We start from the raw sequence: 14,947 nt of genomic DNA on the forward strand, positions 1-14,947 counted from the left end.
AGTTTGTCGGCATCCTCGGCTATTACACGCTGGTCGCGATGACGCTGAATGTCTTCCGCGTACCGTTGCCGGACGGCGAGGTCTACCCCTTTTCGGAGCCGAAAACGGCCTGAGCCGACTCCATGCGGAACCCGCTGCAAACCACCGCGTTGGCCCGGGGCCCGCTGATCGTGCTAAAAGGTCTGGTGAACGAGAGCGCGTGATGCCGGATCACCCGTCATCCACAACAGACGGCCGGGTCGTCGATTTCCGCACCCGGCGCGCCTTCCGGCCCACCGGCGGCCGCCCCGAGGGCGTGCCTGCCGACGACCTCGATCGCTATGCGCGTGGCGGAGAGCCTGACGACTTCCGCCACCGCATGAAAGTGAACGCCGCAGCGTTCATATTCGTGGTGGCGCTTGTGCTTGCGGGCATCTGGCTGGCCGACACCATGGCCACCATGCGCAAGACCCAGGACTGTGTCCTGACGGGCCAGCGCGGTTGCGCGCCGGTCGAGGCGCCGGCGCCCGTGCGCTGAAGCTCAGTTTGAGGCGACGCGGTCGCCTTTTCCGACCAGAGACAGGGAAACCGGCGCGAGCCCGGAAAAGCCGAGCGCCGAAGCGGCCCTGGGGCTCAGATCGATGACCCTGCCGCGAATGAAGGGACCCCGGTCATTGATTCGTACCACCACCGAGCGTCCGTTCCTTTTATGGGTTACCCGTACCATGGTGCCGAACGGCAGGCTGCGGTGCGCGGCGGTCATCGCCCCCGGATTCATGCGCTCGCCGCTTGCGGTCTTCGCACCGGCATATCTGTCGCCCTTGGTGCCGTAAACGGACGCAATCCCGTTCATGTTGCTGGCCTGAGCCGGCATGGTGGCCACCGCAAAACCAAACAGCAATCCGCTGATCGTACGACCGATCATTCATGTCCCTCATCGATATGTGGATGATGGGACGCGCGTTAAGAACGGAATCGTACCTCACGCGGGCGTGATCGTGGAATGTTTGCGATCATTGCAGGGCGAGTGCTGCCGCAATTCTTGACGGCCAGATCCAAGCAAAGGAGTTCGCGCGGATTATTTTACCGGACGCCATGCAACGGCATGGCCGCGGGCGACTGGCCACCTCAGGCGTCCGGTTCAGAAACGAAGGGCGGGCTTTTCGCTGGTGGCCCTTGAAGCGGCTGGAGCGGGCCGCGCAGCCGGCTCGGCCGGCGCCGGGCGGGCACCGGATCCAGCGGCGCCATCGGTACTCGCAGCCGTGGGCTGGGCCGGTTTTGCGGCAACAGGTTCGGCCGAAGTGGGCTTGGCGGCGGGCAAGGCAGCTGCGGCGGACGCGCGCGCCGACGGCGCCGCCTCTGCCTCTGGCTTGGCGGGCGCCGATGCCGGAACCGTCCCGGTCGAAGCCGGAGCGTCGGACGAAGCGGGCGTTGCGGACGCAGGCGTTGCCGCTGCCGCCGGTGCGGGACGCGGCCGCGCCGGCTCATCGGTTGCTACCGCCGGCGCGCCACGGGTCCGAATCACGGTCTGGATACGGCCAAGCACCAGCGCGTGAAGACGCGGCGACTTGTCGATATCGATATGGCCGTAGCCCTGTCCGCTGACATCGACATTCTCCAGCTTTCCGCGGAAGCCCGGACCGCGCCGCATGTGTGCATAGTCGCGCTGCGTCAAATTGTAGACCTGCCTGACATTGCTGGAAGCGGCAAATGAGCCGGTTCCGTCGAACGGCACCACGAGCGCAACCGGCACGCCCTTCTTTCCGAGATACTCGGCCATGAACATGACCGCATCGGCGCCGAGCGAATGACCGACGAGAACGATCGGCCCATGCTGGCGCGCCTTGTGCTTGGCAACGATGCCGTCGGCCAGAGTCTGCCATTCGGAGTGGTTGTGGACGCTGGCGCTAATGCCGCGGGCCCGCACCTTCGAGGCGAGATCGTCCATGCCGAGCGAGAAAATGTTGAGAAGGCCACGCAGCAGATAGACGTGGCCGTTGATCTCGGGCGCGGCGGTCCGCGACGGCGTGGGCTTGGAGCGGGCCGCCACCCGCTCGGTCGAAGCGGTCTGCGCCATGGCCGGCAGGGTCAACGCCACCACCGACAGCGCAACCGGCACGAGCAACAAGCTGCGTCTGATCCCTTTCATCGGACCCGATGCTCCACGTCTTTTTCTATTTCGGGCCCAGTGAATCGCCCGCCGGACCACCTCATTTACAACGCCATACCCTTCAATGGCCACAACGCAGGAATATCCTGAATGTGAACATTCATCTGTGTTGCCAGGATGCCACGGCAGCGCTCTAGTAAATGCCTGGAATCAGCCTCGCGGTCCGTTTCATGTAACTGCGATAGTCCTCGCCGAAATTGTCCAGCATCAGCTGCTCCTCCCGCCCAACCCTGAATAGAAACAGCGTACCAAAGCCGATAAGCCCCGCAGGACCTGCGATCCAGTTCGGCAGCAGAAGCAGCTGAGCGACCGCCCACAGAAAAAACGCCGTGTACATCGGGTGCCGGACATAGCGATACAGCCCCTCGGTCACCAGCACGTGCTGTTCCCGCACTTCCAGCGAATCGGACCAGTTGCTGCCGAGTTCCTTGTGCACGCGATAGAACAGCCACAGCGCCACGGCGAACACTGCGGTTCCGAGCCAGGCCAGGGCTGGCTGGAACGGATAATTGGCAAAGCGCGGTTCCCCGGACAGCACATAAATGAACGGGATGATACCAAGCCCGGTGAACGAGCAGGTCAGCAGCACCTTTTCAAGCGTGGTGCGGCGATCGACGCGGGTCTTTGTCTTCCAGGACCGCTTCTGATGCGGCAGCCGGATGACGAACCACGCCACTGCACCGATCACGAGCAGCGTCTTGGCGATATCGGGGGTCATGCTGGTCTCATCCTTCTGACACGCGAGCGGTTTCGACGCCGGCCGGCTCGATCAGGCTGCCGTCTTGCGCAAAGCTCGGCACAACGATGTCCGGCTTGAAGACGCGGGTTTCGAGCCGCAGCGGACCGCAGCAGATCATGTAATAGTCGTAAAAATAGCGCTTTTCGTTGCCCATCACGAGCTGGCGGTGGAGCCGGAAGAAATTCGCCTTGAATCGCCTGTACGTGGCCGCCTCCAGCACATCGCGGATATGCACCCTTCGGATAATCGGCTGACCGGTCGCAGGCAGCTTCAGCGCCGCGATCGGATCGACCTTATAAAAGCTGATCGGGTCGGCCATCGTCTGGTACTCGATCCAGAAGATCGAAGGATGCGCGGACACCCGCGCCACCATCTCCCGCAACCAGCCTGCCTTGGGATGAAACGCGATCTTGAGCAGCGACGAGCCGGTCGACAGCAGCGACAGCTTTTCGCCGTTCTTGCCGAAGTCCGGGACGAGCTGTAACGCGCGATCCACCACCGCAATCTTCAGGGCGCAGCCAAGACTATGGGCGCCGAACACCACTTCGTCGGCGCCACCGCGGCGCAGCACATCCGCGAGCGCCTGCGCAAAGCCCTCCAGACGCTCGTCGAAGCCCGGCCGCAAACGATGGACCAACTGGTATCCGAAAATCCAGTCGTCGATCATGTAGTCCAGCATCAGGAAGCGGCCCGGCCCGGCCATCAGGGCAGCGAAGACGGCGAGCGCCACAAGCGGAACCGTGAGGTAGGGCAACGGCATCCCGAAACCGGGAACGAAAGACGCCACGTAGATCGAGAGCGCGGCGAACGACAAAAGCAGCAGCACCGGATAGGCAAAAAACAGCCCGTAGCGCCAGTTCACCCGGAAATACCGGAGAGCGGTGCCCGTCAGGATGAAGTCGCCGAAGGCTCGCACACCGAGCAGAACCCGCCTCCAGCCGGGACGGGCGAAGTCCGACAGCACGACGTCGTGCCACAGCAGCGAATGATAGGCGGCCTCGGTCGACCAGTTCGGGCCGCCGGCCGCAATCCGCCAGATGCCGGTCATCCGCTGCTTGTCGATTTCAAGCGGGGAAACCTCGGTTTTGACACCCCAGACCCGGGCCGACCGGGCCAGCTCTCGAATATACCGTTCGCGCTGCCGCTCGGGGGGAATCGGCTCATAGCCCCCGAGGAAAAAGACGCTGCGCTGTCTGACTATGGGCTCGCTCATCGTCCACCAGAGAAGGGGGTCGCGGGGTGGTGGTTAGGGAATTGGCGGCCCCTGCACAAGGCCGAACCGGGAGGGTCCCTGCCGTTGAACTTGGCCCCCGCCTTCGCTATAGCCTTGCGAAACCCCGAAAGCGGCAGACTTCCGCCGTCCCTCCCCGTAGCCTTGGGCTGTTTGCCGCACGCCCGTGATCCTTGAGAGCACCGATGTCCACTACTTTCGATAAAGTCGCCGATATCATTGCCGAGACGTGCGACATTCCTCGCGACACGATCACGCCGGAGAGCCACGCCATCGACGATCTGAAGATCGACAGCCTCGATTTTCTGGACATTGCCTTCGCGATCGACAAGGCATTCGGGATCAAGCTGCCGCTGGAACAATGGACCCAGCAGATCAACGACGGTCAGGCGACCACAGACCAGTATTTCGTCCTCAAGAATCTCTGTGCCCGCATCGACGAACTGATCGCGGCCAAGAGCACCGCCTGAGACGTTGCCGGATGAGAGCGCCGGGCCGTTTCCTCACGCCGTCCCGATCGCGCGCGGTGATCCATGCGGCTTGAATATTTTCAGATGCTGGACCGCTTCGTCGAGGTGAAAGCCGACGAGCGCTGGATCCGCACCGAGAGCACGGTGCCAAACGAGAGCCCGGTCTTCGAGGGTCATTTCCCGGGCTATCCGCTGATGCCGGGGGTATTGCTGATCGAGAATATGGCGCAAACCTGTGGCTGGCTGGTCAGTGCGATCACCGGTTTTACCGGGCTGCCGGTGCTCGCCGGCGTCAAGGAAGCCAAGGTGCGCGGCGCGGTGTTTCCCGGCATGCAGCTCTCCACGGAAGGCAGGATCGTGCATGACGGCTCCGGCTTTGCGATTGCGGATGGCAAGATCACCTCGGGCGGCAACGCGATTGCCGATGCGCGGCTGACCTATCGGCTGATCCCCTATCCGAGCCCGGAATTCCAGAACACGATGGTGACCTGGGCCAAGCAGCTGGACTTCCCGCTCGAGCAATTCCGCAAGCCCGGCGCTGAGGGGTGAAGGCGTGAGCGCGCGTCAGGAAGTCTGGATCACCGGCGTCGGACTGGTTTCCGCGCTTGGCGAAGGGCTGGATCAGCATTGGGACAAGCTCATGGCCGGCGGTCCGCCGCCTTATGACGCGACCACCTTCGCGCCCTACATCACCTTTCCGGTGCCGCCGATCAATTTCGACAGCCAGATTCCGAAGAAGGGCGACCAGCGTCAGATGGAAGCCTGGCAGCGGATCGGTGTCTATGCCGCAGGCCTCGCCCTGACCGATGCCGGCATTGCCAAGAACACCGACATTCTCGACAAGACCGATATGATTGTCGCCGCCGGCGGTGGCGAACGGGATGTCGCGGTCGACGCCGCGATCCTTACCGACCTGCGCAAGGTCGAGAAGCGCGACGCCTTCGTCAACGAACGGCTGATGAGCGACCTGCGCCCGACGCTGTTTCTCGCGCAATTGCCGAACCTGCTCGCGGGCAATATCTCGCTGGTCCATGGCGTGGTCGGTTCCTCGCGCACTTTCATGGGCGAGGAAGCGTCCGGCGCCGATGCGCTGCGCGTCGCGCATGCACGGATCGCCGCCGGACAGAGCGACATCAGCCTCGTTGGCGGGGCCTATAATGGCACCCGCTGGGATCTGGTTCTGCTGTTTCGGCTCGGCACGCCGCTGCTCGAGCCTCCATTCCGGCCGGTCTGGGATCGCGGTCCGCAGGGTGCGCTGGCGCTTGCCGCGATGGGCGCCTTTGTCGTGATCGAGAGCCGCGCGCATGCCGAAAAGCGCGGCGCCACGCCGATCGCGCGCCTTTCCGACGTGCAGTCGAACCGCAATCCGCGGAAAGCTGGAGACACCACCGCGACGCTCCTGCAGGAGTGGGACGCGATCGCCGGCGGCGTCGACCGCACCGGCGCGGTGGTGATTTCCGGTGCCTCCGGCGTGGAGCCTGCAACCGCCGAGGAACACCAGGCGCTTGCCAGGATCGGGCTCCCGGTCCGGGCCACGGCCACTTATATCGGCAACGGAATGGAGGCGCAGTTCCTCGCCAATATCGCGATCGGCTGCCAGGCGGTGCGCAAGGGTCAGTTGTTTCCGCCTTGCGGTACCGGCGACTTTGGCGACACCCCGCCCGGCGGCATTCGTCAGGCCGTGGTGACCAATGTCGGCCACTGGCGTGGCGAGGGACTGGCGCTGATCGAACGCGTCGACTGAGGAGGCTCGCAATGTCCATGCTGCGCGATTGGAAGGGCCGCCCGGTTGTGGTCGTGACCGGCATGGGAATCGTCTCGCCGCTTGGCTCCGGCAAGGAGGACAACTGGAAGCGCCTGACCGCGGGCGAATCCGGCATCCGCTCGATCACGCGCTTTCCGACCGAAGGCCTGCGGACCACGATTTCGGGCGCTGTCGACCACGTCTACGAAGAGGGCATGGTGTCGTCGGAACTGTCCGAAAAGCTCGCCCGGCTCGCCGGCAACGAGGCGATCGAGCAATCCGGTCTGAGGATGGGGGATTTTCCCGGACCCTTCTTTCTCGCCTTCCCGCCGATCGAGATCGAATGGCCGCAGCGTTATGCGCTCGCCGAAGCCTCCGGCGCCAACGAGACGATCGAATATGCCGATCTGGTGCGCGCCGCCGCGCAGCCGAAATTCCGGCCCTTCTACGAGGAATCGAAATACGGCGTGGTCCCGGAGCGTCTCGCCGAGCATTTCGGCACCAAAGGTTCGCCGATCTCGCTGACCACGGCCTGCGCTTCGGGCGCCACCGCAATCCAGCTCGGGGTCGAGGCGATCCAGCGCGGCGAATGCGAGGCGGCGCTCGCGATTGGCGCGGACGGATCGATCACCGCCGAGTCGGTGGTGCGCTTTTCGCTGCTCTCGGCGCTGTCGACCAACAACGCGGCGCCCGCCGGGGCATCGCGTCCGTTTTCCAAGAACCGCGACGGCTTCGTGCTGGCCGAAGGCGCGGGCGCGGTGGTGCTGGAAAGCTACGATCACGCGGTGGCGCGCGGCGCGAAGATCCTCGCCGTCGTCGAGGGCTGCGGCGAGAAGGCCGACAATTTCCACCGCACCCGTTCGAGCCCGGACGGCAAGCCGGTCATCTCCTGCATGCGCAATGCGCTGGCCGATGCCGGCGTCACGCCCGCCGATGTCGACTACATCAACGCACACGGCACGTCGACGCCGGAAAACGACAAAATGGAATATCTCGGCGTCTCGACCGTGTTCGGCGAACGGCTCAAGGACATTCCGATCTCGTCCAACAAGTCGATGATCGGCCACACGCTGACCGCCGCGGGCGCTATCGAGGCGGTGGTGTCGGCGCTCACCATCCTCAACCAGCGCATTCCGCCGACCATCAACTATCAGGTGCCCGATCCGGCGATCCCGCTCGACGTGGTGCCGAATGTCGCGCGCGATGCGAAGGTACATCGCGTGATCTCCAACTCGTTCGGCTTCGGCGGGCAGAATACCTGCCTCGTCATCACCGGCGAGCCGGCGTGAACATCTGACGCAGCCACAATTCGTCCCGGTGCGATTGCGCAAAGCCCCCGCGCGTCGTAACCGCGGAATGCAATTGCTCGCGTTGGGCATGACCGCGATGCCGGTTTGATGCGTTGGCGGTGAACGGGGATCCAGCAGGAAGTCCAGATGCCGGCGCAATCGATCCGGGCCCAGATCGGCACACTCATCATTGCCACCAGCCTGGTTCAGCTCGCCATCGGCTTCTTTGGCACCTTCTTCGCCCTGCGGGTGGCGCTTGCCGATTTCAGCGCGTTCCGGTCCGGCCTGGTGCTCTCAAGCTATTTCGCCGGCTTCACCGTGGGCGCCTATTTCGGCAACCGCATCATCGAGCGCTTCGGCCATATCCGGGTTTATGCGGCCTTCGCGGGAATCGTGGTCGCCGCAACCTCCGCGATGACGCTGACCATGGAGCCGCCGTGGTGGGTGATCCTGCGCGCGATCATCGGCTTTGGCTGCGCCGGCCTGTTCGTCACCACGGAAAGCTGGCTGAATGCCAAGGCCGCCGCCGAAGACCGCGGCCGCGTCTTCTCGATCTATATGGTCGGTTGCTTTGCAGCGCTCGCGCTGGGCCAGCTCCTGATCGGCCAGGTCAGCATCGAGGGCGCAGCTCCCTTCAATCTGGTGATCGTATTGTTCGCGGTGGCGCTTGTGCTGGTCAGTATGACGCGCGCCGAGGCCCCGCAAATCGTTGCCGCCAAGTCCCTCCCGTTCGGCTTGCTGTCACGCGAAGCGCCGGTTGCGGTGGCGGGCGCATTGCTCAGCGGATTTATCACCGGCGCCTTTTACGCGCTGGTCCCGGCCTGGATGCAGGATGCGGAAATCGATCCGCAGACCATCGGTCTGTTCATGCTGACCGCGGTGCTGGGCGGGCTCGCGTTCCAGGTTCCGGTCGGGCGGCTCTCGGACCGTTTCGACCGGCGGCTGGTGATCGCGGTGCTGGCCGGCTGTCTCATCGTCACCGCCATCGGGATCCTGCAATTGCCGCAGACCCTCGCGGCAATCCTGCCGGCTGCGGCTGTGTTCGGCGGGCTGATTTCCACCATCTACCCGGTCAGCGTCGCCCATGCCCATGACCGCATGCCTGCCGACTCTGTCGTCGCTGTCAGCGGCCGCCTGATCCTCGCCAGCGGCTTCGGCTCGGTTCTTGGCCCGCTGATCGGCGCCAATCTGATCGCCTGGTACAGTATTGACGGCGTCTTTTACATGATGGCTGCGGCGGCGGTGCTGCTCGTCGCCATAACCGTCGGCCGGATCGTGATCGTGGCGCCGCCGGAGCGGCAGGAGCGGACCTTCGACATTCTGGCCCCGCAGGCGGCCCCGCTCGCTCATGAGGCGGCCGGGTCGGCCGAGCAGGCCGCCCAGACATGAGGTTGACGCCCATGGCGCGCGGGCGATAGGCAGAGCGCCGCCCTCCCCTGACGACCGGAGAACACGCGCCGATGCGAGCGCTCGCCCTGATTGCCGACCGCAAGCTCGACCTTGTCGACCTGCCCGCGCCCCCGCCGCCCGGTCCGGGCGAGGTGCAAATCCGCGTGCGCGCGGTCGGCCTGAACCACCTCGACCTGTGGGGCTATCGCGGCATGGCCTTCGCCAAGCGTGCCTTTCCGGTGGTGGTCGGCGTCGAGGCCGCCGGCGAGGTGGTATCGACCGGGAACGGCGTAACCAAGTTCAAGGCTGGCGATCCGGTGGTGATGTACGGCGCGCTGACCTGCGGCACCTGCAAGGCCTGCCGCGAGGGCCGCGACAATCTCTGCGAAAATGTCGGCGGCGTGATGGGCTTCCATGTCGACGGCTTCGCCCGCGAATTCCTCAACATGCCGGAACGCCTCGTGATCCCGGTGCCCAACGGCGTGTCGATGCGCGATGCCGCCTGCGCACCGGTCGCATTCTCGACGGTGCAGCACATGCTGTTCGACAATGCCAAGCTGCAGCCAGGCGAAACCATCCTGGTCCATGCAGCCGGTTCCGGGATCGGCTCGACCGCGATCCTGATGGCGAAGGCGATCGGCTGCACCGTCATCACGACGGCCGGCGACGATGCCAAGCTGGAAAAAGCCAAGGCGCTCGGCGCCGATCACGGCATCAACTATCGGAAAGACCGGTTCGAGACCATCACGCGCAGGCTGACGCAGAAGAAGGGTGTCGACGTGGTGTTCGAGCATGTCGGCGGCGAAGGCTTCAACGGTTCGCTCTTGGTGCTCAAGCGCGGCGGGCGTCTCGTCACCTGCGGCTCGACCGCCGGCCCGACCGTCCAGATGAATCTGATGCAGCTGTTTCAGCAGCAATACAAGATTTTCGGTTCGTTCGGTGCGACCATGAAGAACATTCGCGAAAGTCTCGACAAGATGGCCGGCGGCATGCATCCGGTGATCGATATGGAGGTGCCGCTTGAACAGTTCGAGAAGGGGCTCGAACGGCTCGAGACGCGGCAGGTGTTCGGCAAGGTGATCGTCACGCTGTGATGGGCTATGCTCTCTCCCGGTCGTCCCCGCGCAGGCGGGGACCGATAACCACCGAATTGACGGATTGCAAAAAGCCGTTGCCAATTCCAACTCGTTCTCTTCGAACCATGGGCGCTGCGGCATATGGGTCCCCGCTTTCGCGGGGACGACTGGTTATTGTGTAATGCGCATCCGCATTCCGAACGCCGTCCGCGATGCCGTCGTCGGCAATGCCGCGGTCGGCCTGATCAAGATGGTGCGCTGGACCGACCCGCATCGCATGTCGGATTTCGCGGCAAAAGTGATGCGCAAAATCGGGCCGATGCTGCGCGAGCACAAGATCGGGCGCGCCAATCTGCGCATGGCCTTCCCGGAAAAGTCGGATGCCGAGATCGAGGAGATCCTGCTCGGGGTCTGGGACAATCTCGGGCGGCTCGGCATCGAGTTCGCGCATCTCGACCATATTTGGGACCATGATCCCGACAATCGCGGTGCGAGCCATATCGATTTCGATCCGGCGTCCGAGGAGCGCTTCATCCAGCTCCGGGACGACGGCAAGCCGGCGCTGGTCTTTGCCGCGCATCTCGCCAACTGGGAGATGCCCGCCCTGCCCGGCCCGGCCCATAACCTGCCGAGTGCCGCAGTCTATCGGGCGCCCAATATCGGCAAGGTCGCCGACATGGTGATGGCGACCCGCGGGGTGAATATGGGCCGGCTGATCAAGACCGGCCTCGACGGCGCGGTGAAGGCCGGCGAAGCCCTGCGGGAGGGCCTGCATGTCGGCATGCTGGTCGATCAGTATTATGTGCGCGGCGTCCCGGTGACGTTTTTCGGACGGCAGACCAATGCCAATCCGCTCCTTGCCCGATTGGCGCGGCAGGTCGAATGCCCGATCCATGGCGTGCGCGTGGTGCGAAAGCCGAACCACCGCTTCTTCATCGAATTGACGCCGGAAGTCGCGCCGGTACGCGATGCTGACGGCAAGATCGACGTGCAGGGCACGATGCAGAAGATCACGACCATCGTCGAGGGCTGGATACGCGAGCACCCCGAGCAATGGCTTTGGCTGCACCGCAGGTGGCGGTAGCTGTCATTCCGGGGCGCTTGCAAAGCAAGCGAACCCGGAATGACCGTCGCTATCGTCCCGTCTTCACACGAGTCCACAGGCGGTTGATCGCCCGCTGCGTCTTCGGATCGCGCGCCGTGACGACATAGAGGCTCTTCATCGTCGCCTCATCCGGATAGACGGTCTTGTCGTTCAGGATCGCCGGATCGATCAGCTTCTGGCTGGCGAGATTGCCGTTCGGGAATGCAACAAGGTTTGTGTTCTTAGCCGCCACCTCAGGCCGCAGCATGAAATTGATGAATTCATGCGCCTCCTCGACATTGCGCGCATCCCTGGGGATCGCGAAATTGTCGAAAAACATCTGCGCGCCGGTTTTCGGGATCGCATAGCCGATTTCGACGTCTGCTTTCGCTTCCGCCGCACGCTTCTGCGCCTGCTTGATGTCGCCCGACCAGCCGACCACCAGGCAGATTTCGCCGGTGGCGAGCGCGGTCAGATATTCAGAGGAATGAAATTTGCGCACCGAGGGCCGCACCTTGGCCAGCAAATCCGCGGCCTTTTCCAGATCCGCCTGCGCGGTCGAATTCGGGTCGAGGCCGAGATAATGCAGCGCCGCCGGCATGATGTCGTCGGCGGAATCCAGCATCATCACGCCGCAATCCTTGAACTTCGCCAGATTTTCCGGCTTGAACACGATGTCCCAGGAATCCGGCACGGCGCCGTCAAGAATTTCCTTCGCCTTCTTGACGTTGTAGCCGATGCCGGTGGTGCCCCACATATAGTTGACGGCATGTGCGTTTCCGGGATCGTAGGCGGAAAGCCGCTGCGCAATTTCGGGCCAGACATTGCTCAGGTTCGGCAACTTGCTTTTGTCGAGCTTCTGGAACAGCCCCGCCTTGATCTGACGTTCCAGAAAATACGCCGTCGGCACCACAACATCATAGCCTGACTTCCCGGCGAGCAGCCTGGCCTCCAGCGTATCGTTGGAATCGAAGGTGTCGTAGCGCAGCTTGATGCCGGTCTCCTTTGTGAAGTCCTGCAGCACCTGCGGATCGACATAGTCCGACCAGTTATAGACGTTGAGCACCCTTTGCTTCTGCGCAGCCGCGGGCGCTGCGGACAGACAGGCGGCGGCAATGGCGGCGAGCGCCGCGACGGCGCGGCATTTTGAAAGCCCGATCATGGTTGCCCTATCCGGTTTTGGTCGGCAGTCCGGCCTGTTTCCAGGCCAGGATGCCGCCTGCAAGGTGTGAATCGTGCGGCAGGCCGGCCTCCTGCGCGGCGAGCGAAGCGGTGACCGACCGGCGGCCGGACCGGCAGGCGAACACCACCTGCTTGAAGCCCGGGTCGGGGATTTGCGACACATCGAAGGTCGAGAGCGGCACCACCACAGCGTCGGGATAGGCTTCGACCGCGACCTCGTTCGGCTCGCGCACGTCGACCAGTAAGATGCGGCCCTCGGCGATGCCGCGCGCCACATCCTGCGGGCTCAGATCGTGCACCACCGGCTGCTTGCGGCTGAACCAGCCCATCGGCCTCTCCCGTTTAACGGCCGAGAGGAACCATCCTGCGCCGCCAACGTCAACTGCGACGAAAGCTTTCGACGCAGGCGCGATGCCTCAAGAGCGCCGGAGGCCGTTCGCGCCTCCGCCGGTTGCGTCAGGCCATCGCGGATGGGTACGAAAGCCGCCGTGCGGGACATCGTCGGCCGCCGGCCGCTCATCCGAACCCTAGACCATCTCCCGGAACCGTAACCTAAACCGTCACCTGGGTTCCGATCTCCACCACCCGGCCGGTCGGTATCTGGAAGAAGTCGGTCGCGTCGCTCGCGCTTCGCGCCAGCCGGATGAACAGCCGGTCCTGCCAGACCGGCATGCCGGACGACACGGACGGCTTCAACGAACGCCGCGACAGGAAGAACGACGTCGACATGATGTCGTAGGTCCAGCCCAGTTTGCGTGCGATCGCGAGCGCCTTCGGCACGTTGGGCTGTTCCATAAAGCCGAAGGTCATGGTGACGGCCGAGAAATGCGGGCTGATCTGGCTGATCGACACGCGGTCCTCGTCCGGCACACGGGGCGTATCGGCGCTGACCACCGTGAGGATGACATTATGCTCGTGCAGCACCTTGTTGTGCTTGAGGTTGTGCATGAGGGCGGTCGGCGCAAAGGCCGGATCGCTGGTCAGGAACACGGCGGTGCCCTGCACGATATGCGGCGGCTTGCGCTCCAGCGAATTGACCAGAGTGTCGAGCGGGATTTCGAGCTTGCGAGTCTTCTGTACGAGGAGTTGCGTCCCGCGCCGCCAGGTCAGCATGATCAGGACCACCGCAGCACCGAACAGCACCGGCACCCAGGCGCCCTCGGCAAGCTTCATCAGCGAAGCGACCAGGAAGGCGGAATCGACCAGGATGAACGGCGTCATCAGCAGCGTGACCGCCCACGGCCGCCAGCCCCACAATTTCCAGATCACGACGAAGCCGAGCAGCGTCGCCATCAGGCTCGTTGCCGCGACCGCAAGCACGTAGGCATGAGCGAGTTCGCTGGAGGTGCGGAACATGAACACCAGCAGCAGAACGCCGATCAGCAGCGTCGTATTGACGCGCGGCATGTAGATTTGGCCGTAATGCGTCGCCGACGTATGGCGGATTTCAAAGCGCGGCAGGAGGCCAAGTTGGATAGCCTGCTGGGTGATCGAATATGCGCCGGTAATCACCGCCTGACTGGCGATGGCGGTCGCCGCGGTTGCCAGGACGACCATTGGCACCAGCATCGAATCCGGAATCAACCGGTAGAACGGATCGGCAATGGCGGTCGGATCGGCGAGCACCAGAGCGCCCTGGCCAAAATAATTGATCAGGAGCGCGGGGAGGACGAGAAAGATCCAGGCGGTCTGAATCGGCTTGCGTCCGAAATGTCCGAGATCGGCGTAGAGCGCCTCGCTGCCGGTGACGACCAGAAAAACCGCCCCGAGCGTGATCAATCCAATCCAGCCGTTATTCGCGAGGAAAATCGCGGCGTAATAAGGGTTGAGGGCGTGGAACACGCCCGGATAATCCATGATATGCATGCCGCCTGCGATCGCGATCACGATAAACCAGATTGTCGTGATCGGTCCGAACAGCGCGGCGACCCGGCCGGTGCCGCGCGACTGCACTGCGAATAAGCAGACCAGGATGAGCACTGTCAGCGGCAGGACAAAAGGCGCGAAGGCGGCGTTGCGGGTTTTCAACCCCTCGATCGCCGACATCACCGACAGCGCCGGGGTGATCAGCGACGACCCATAGAACATCGCGGCGCCAACGATGCCGAGCAGCAAAACAAGCCTGGTGCGGTGCCCGAGCGCACGAAACGCCAGCGCGGTGAGCGACAGCGTTCCGCCCTCGCCGTTATTGTCGGCGCGCAGCAGGATGACGATATATTTCAGCGTCACGACGATGATCAGCGACCACACGATCATCGACAGCACGCCGAGCACCACGGACTGCGTCGCCATCGCCTCGCCACTGGCCGCGGTGACCGCCTCGCGAAAGGCGTAGAGAGGGCTGGTGCCGATGTCGCCGTACACGACGCCGACGCTGCCGAGCGTGAGTTTCCAGAAATGCGAGCGGCCATGCGAAACGTGGCCGGAACCGGCTTTTGCAGTCGCGTCGTCGGACCCGGTTTGCGCGCCGGCTTCCGCCCGCGGAGCGTCGGTTTTCGGGCTCATCGTCCCCTGGCTTTCATGGCTGCCGCAAGGCAGCGCGGGGATTATCGCACACACCGAGATGCCGCAAGTGTGCCGCAGATGAAGCGGTG

The 14,947-nt window shown here is 63.9% G+C and carries 15 protein-coding genes; 8 read left to right on the forward strand and 7 right to left on the reverse strand.

Going from position 1 to position 14,947, the window contains the following annotated elements; all coding sequences use genetic code 11:
• The first annotated feature begins 202 nt into the window (after positions 1-202).
• A complete protein-coding gene (locus ACK41X_RS06475) occupies positions 203-517 on the forward strand; it encodes a hypothetical protein (RefSeq protein ID WP_409720451.1) in 315 nt (104 codons plus the stop codon).
• A gap of 3 nt (positions 518-520) precedes the next feature.
• Here the strand turns inward: ACK41X_RS06475 and ACK41X_RS06480 are convergent, their stop codons facing one another.
• The 4 genes from ACK41X_RS06480 to ACK41X_RS06495 form a co-directional block, all read right to left on the reverse strand.
• Positions 521-904, reverse strand: coding sequence for a septal ring lytic transglycosylase RlpA family protein (locus tag ACK41X_RS06480; protein WP_409720453.1), 384 nt, complete (start codon positions 902-904; stop codon positions 521-523).
• Positions 905-1,120: 216 nt separating this feature from the next.
• On the reverse strand, positions 1,121-2,128 hold the full coding sequence (locus ACK41X_RS06485) for a hypothetical protein (protein ID WP_409720455.1): 1,008 nt from the start codon (positions 2,126-2,128) through the stop codon (positions 1,121-1,123).
• A gap of 154 nt (positions 2,129-2,282) precedes the next feature.
• Complete coding sequence (locus ACK41X_RS06490) at positions 2,283-2,867, reverse strand: protein-S-isoprenylcysteine O-methyltransferase (RefSeq protein WP_409720457.1); 585 nt, start codon at positions 2,865-2,867, stop codon at positions 2,283-2,285.
• A gap of 7 nt (positions 2,868-2,874) precedes the next feature.
• Positions 2,875-3,936, reverse strand: coding sequence for a hypothetical protein (locus tag ACK41X_RS06495; protein WP_409720459.1), 1,062 nt, complete (start codon positions 3,934-3,936; stop codon positions 2,875-2,877).
• A gap of 368 nt (positions 3,937-4,304) precedes the next feature.
• Between ACK41X_RS06495 and ACK41X_RS06500 the strand changes: the two genes are divergently transcribed.
• The 7 genes from ACK41X_RS06500 (at position 4,305) to ACK41X_RS06530 (ending at position 11,171) form a co-directional block, all read left to right on the forward strand.
• Positions 4,305-4,589 carry an acyl carrier protein gene (locus ACK41X_RS06500; protein ID WP_409720460.1) on the forward strand — a complete coding sequence of 95 codons (285 nt, stop codon included), beginning with the start codon at positions 4,305-4,307 and terminating at the stop codon, positions 4,587-4,589.
• A gap of 63 nt (positions 4,590-4,652) precedes the next feature.
• The gene (locus ACK41X_RS06505; RefSeq protein ID WP_409720462.1) at positions 4,653-5,138 is read left to right on the forward strand and encodes a 3-hydroxyacyl-ACP dehydratase FabZ family protein; all 486 of its coding nucleotides are present in this window, start codon (positions 4,653-4,655) and stop codon (positions 5,136-5,138) included.
• Between the two features lie 4 nt (positions 5,139-5,142).
• Entirely contained in the window at positions 5,143-6,333 is a 1,191-nt protein-coding gene (locus ACK41X_RS06510) for a beta-ketoacyl-ACP synthase (RefSeq protein ID WP_409720464.1), read from the forward strand.
• Between the two features lie 11 nt (positions 6,334-6,344).
• Entirely contained in the window at positions 6,345-7,622 is a 1,278-nt protein-coding gene (locus tag ACK41X_RS06515; protein ID WP_409720466.1) for a beta-ketoacyl-ACP synthase, read from the forward strand.
• A gap of 147 nt (positions 7,623-7,769) precedes the next feature.
• A complete protein-coding gene (locus tag ACK41X_RS06520) occupies positions 7,770-9,011 on the forward strand; it encodes an MFS transporter (RefSeq protein WP_409720468.1) in 1,242 nt (413 codons plus the stop codon).
• A 71-nt stretch (positions 9,012-9,082) separates the two neighbouring features.
• Positions 9,083-10,105: a zinc-binding dehydrogenase gene (locus ACK41X_RS06525; RefSeq protein WP_409720470.1), complete on the forward strand. Its 1,023-nt coding sequence runs from the start codon at positions 9,083-9,085 to the stop codon at positions 10,103-10,105.
• Positions 10,106-10,268: 163 nt separating this feature from the next.
• Positions 10,269-11,171 (forward strand): lipid A biosynthesis lauroyl acyltransferase, encoded by a 903-nt coding sequence (locus ACK41X_RS06530; protein WP_409720472.1) that lies wholly within the window; start codon positions 10,269-10,271, stop codon positions 11,169-11,171.
• A gap of 49 nt (positions 11,172-11,220) precedes the next feature.
• On the opposite strand, the gene ACK41X_RS06535 is transcribed toward ACK41X_RS06530, so the two are convergent.
• From ACK41X_RS06535 to ACK41X_RS06545, 3 genes are all read right to left on the reverse strand, one after another.
• Complete coding sequence (locus ACK41X_RS06535; RefSeq protein ID WP_409720474.1) at positions 11,221-12,333, reverse strand: polyamine ABC transporter substrate-binding protein; 1,113 nt, start codon at positions 12,331-12,333, stop codon at positions 11,221-11,223.
• 7 nt (positions 12,334-12,340) lie between these two features.
• Positions 12,341-12,682 carry a rhodanese-like domain-containing protein gene (locus tag ACK41X_RS06540; protein WP_409720476.1) on the reverse strand — a complete coding sequence of 114 codons (342 nt, stop codon included), beginning with the start codon at positions 12,680-12,682 and terminating at the stop codon, positions 12,341-12,343.
• A gap of 223 nt (positions 12,683-12,905) precedes the next feature.
• The gene (locus ACK41X_RS06545; RefSeq protein ID WP_409720478.1) at positions 12,906-14,858 is read right to left on the reverse strand and encodes a potassium transporter Kup; all 1,953 of its coding nucleotides are present in this window, start codon (positions 14,856-14,858) and stop codon (positions 12,906-12,908) included.
• Positions 14,859-14,947 lie beyond the last annotated feature (89 nt).

It is taken from the genome of Pseudorhodoplanes sp. (assembly GCF_046289595.1).
Lineage (GTDB): Bacteria > Pseudomonadota > Alphaproteobacteria > Rhizobiales > Xanthobacteraceae > Pseudorhodoplanes.

What these genes read in the sequence shown, in the direction of transcription:
- ACK41X_RS06535 (WP_409720474.1), bottom strand. Translation starts at nt 12,333, where the DNA reads ATGATCGGGCTTTCAAAATGCCGCGCCGTCGCGGCGCTCGCCGCCATT.
- ACK41X_RS06515 (WP_409720466.1), top strand. Translation starts at nt 6,345, where the DNA reads ATGTCCATGCTGCGCGATTGGAAGGGCCGCCCGGTTGTGGTCGTGACC.
- ACK41X_RS06490 (WP_409720457.1), bottom strand. Translation starts at nt 2,867, where the DNA reads ATGACCCCCGATATCGCCAAGACGCTGCTCGTGATCGGTGCAGTGGCG.
- ACK41X_RS06545 (WP_409720478.1), bottom strand. Translation starts at nt 14,858, where the DNA reads ATGAGCCCGAAAACCGACGCTCCGCGGGCGGAAGCCGGCGCGCAAACC.
- ACK41X_RS06530 (WP_409720472.1), top strand. Translation starts at nt 10,269, where the DNA reads ATGCGCATCCGCATTCCGAACGCCGTCCGCGATGCCGTCGTCGGCAAT.
- ACK41X_RS06540 (WP_409720476.1), bottom strand. Translation starts at nt 12,682, where the DNA reads ATGGGCTGGTTCAGCCGCAAGCAGCCGGTGGTGCACGATCTGAGCCCG.
- ACK41X_RS06525 (WP_409720470.1), top strand. Translation starts at nt 9,083, where the DNA reads ATGCGAGCGCTCGCCCTGATTGCCGACCGCAAGCTCGACCTTGTCGAC.
- ACK41X_RS06485 (WP_409720455.1), bottom strand. Translation starts at nt 2,128, where the DNA reads ATGAAAGGGATCAGACGCAGCTTGTTGCTCGTGCCGGTTGCGCTGTCG.
- ACK41X_RS06500 (WP_409720460.1), top strand. Translation starts at nt 4,305, where the DNA reads ATGTCCACTACTTTCGATAAAGTCGCCGATATCATTGCCGAGACGTGC.
- ACK41X_RS06495 (WP_409720459.1), bottom strand. Translation starts at nt 3,936, where the DNA reads ATGACCGGCATCTGGCGGATTGCGGCCGGCGGCCCGAACTGGTCGACC.
- ACK41X_RS06520 (WP_409720468.1), top strand. Translation starts at nt 7,770, where the DNA reads ATGCCGGCGCAATCGATCCGGGCCCAGATCGGCACACTCATCATTGCC.
- ACK41X_RS06480 (WP_409720453.1), bottom strand. Translation starts at nt 904, where the DNA reads ATGATCGGTCGTACGATCAGCGGATTGCTGTTTGGTTTTGCGGTGGCC.
- ACK41X_RS06475 (WP_409720451.1), top strand. Translation starts at nt 203, where the DNA reads ATGCCGGATCACCCGTCATCCACAACAGACGGCCGGGTCGTCGATTTC.
- ACK41X_RS06505 (WP_409720462.1), top strand. Translation starts at nt 4,653, where the DNA reads ATGCGGCTTGAATATTTTCAGATGCTGGACCGCTTCGTCGAGGTGAAA.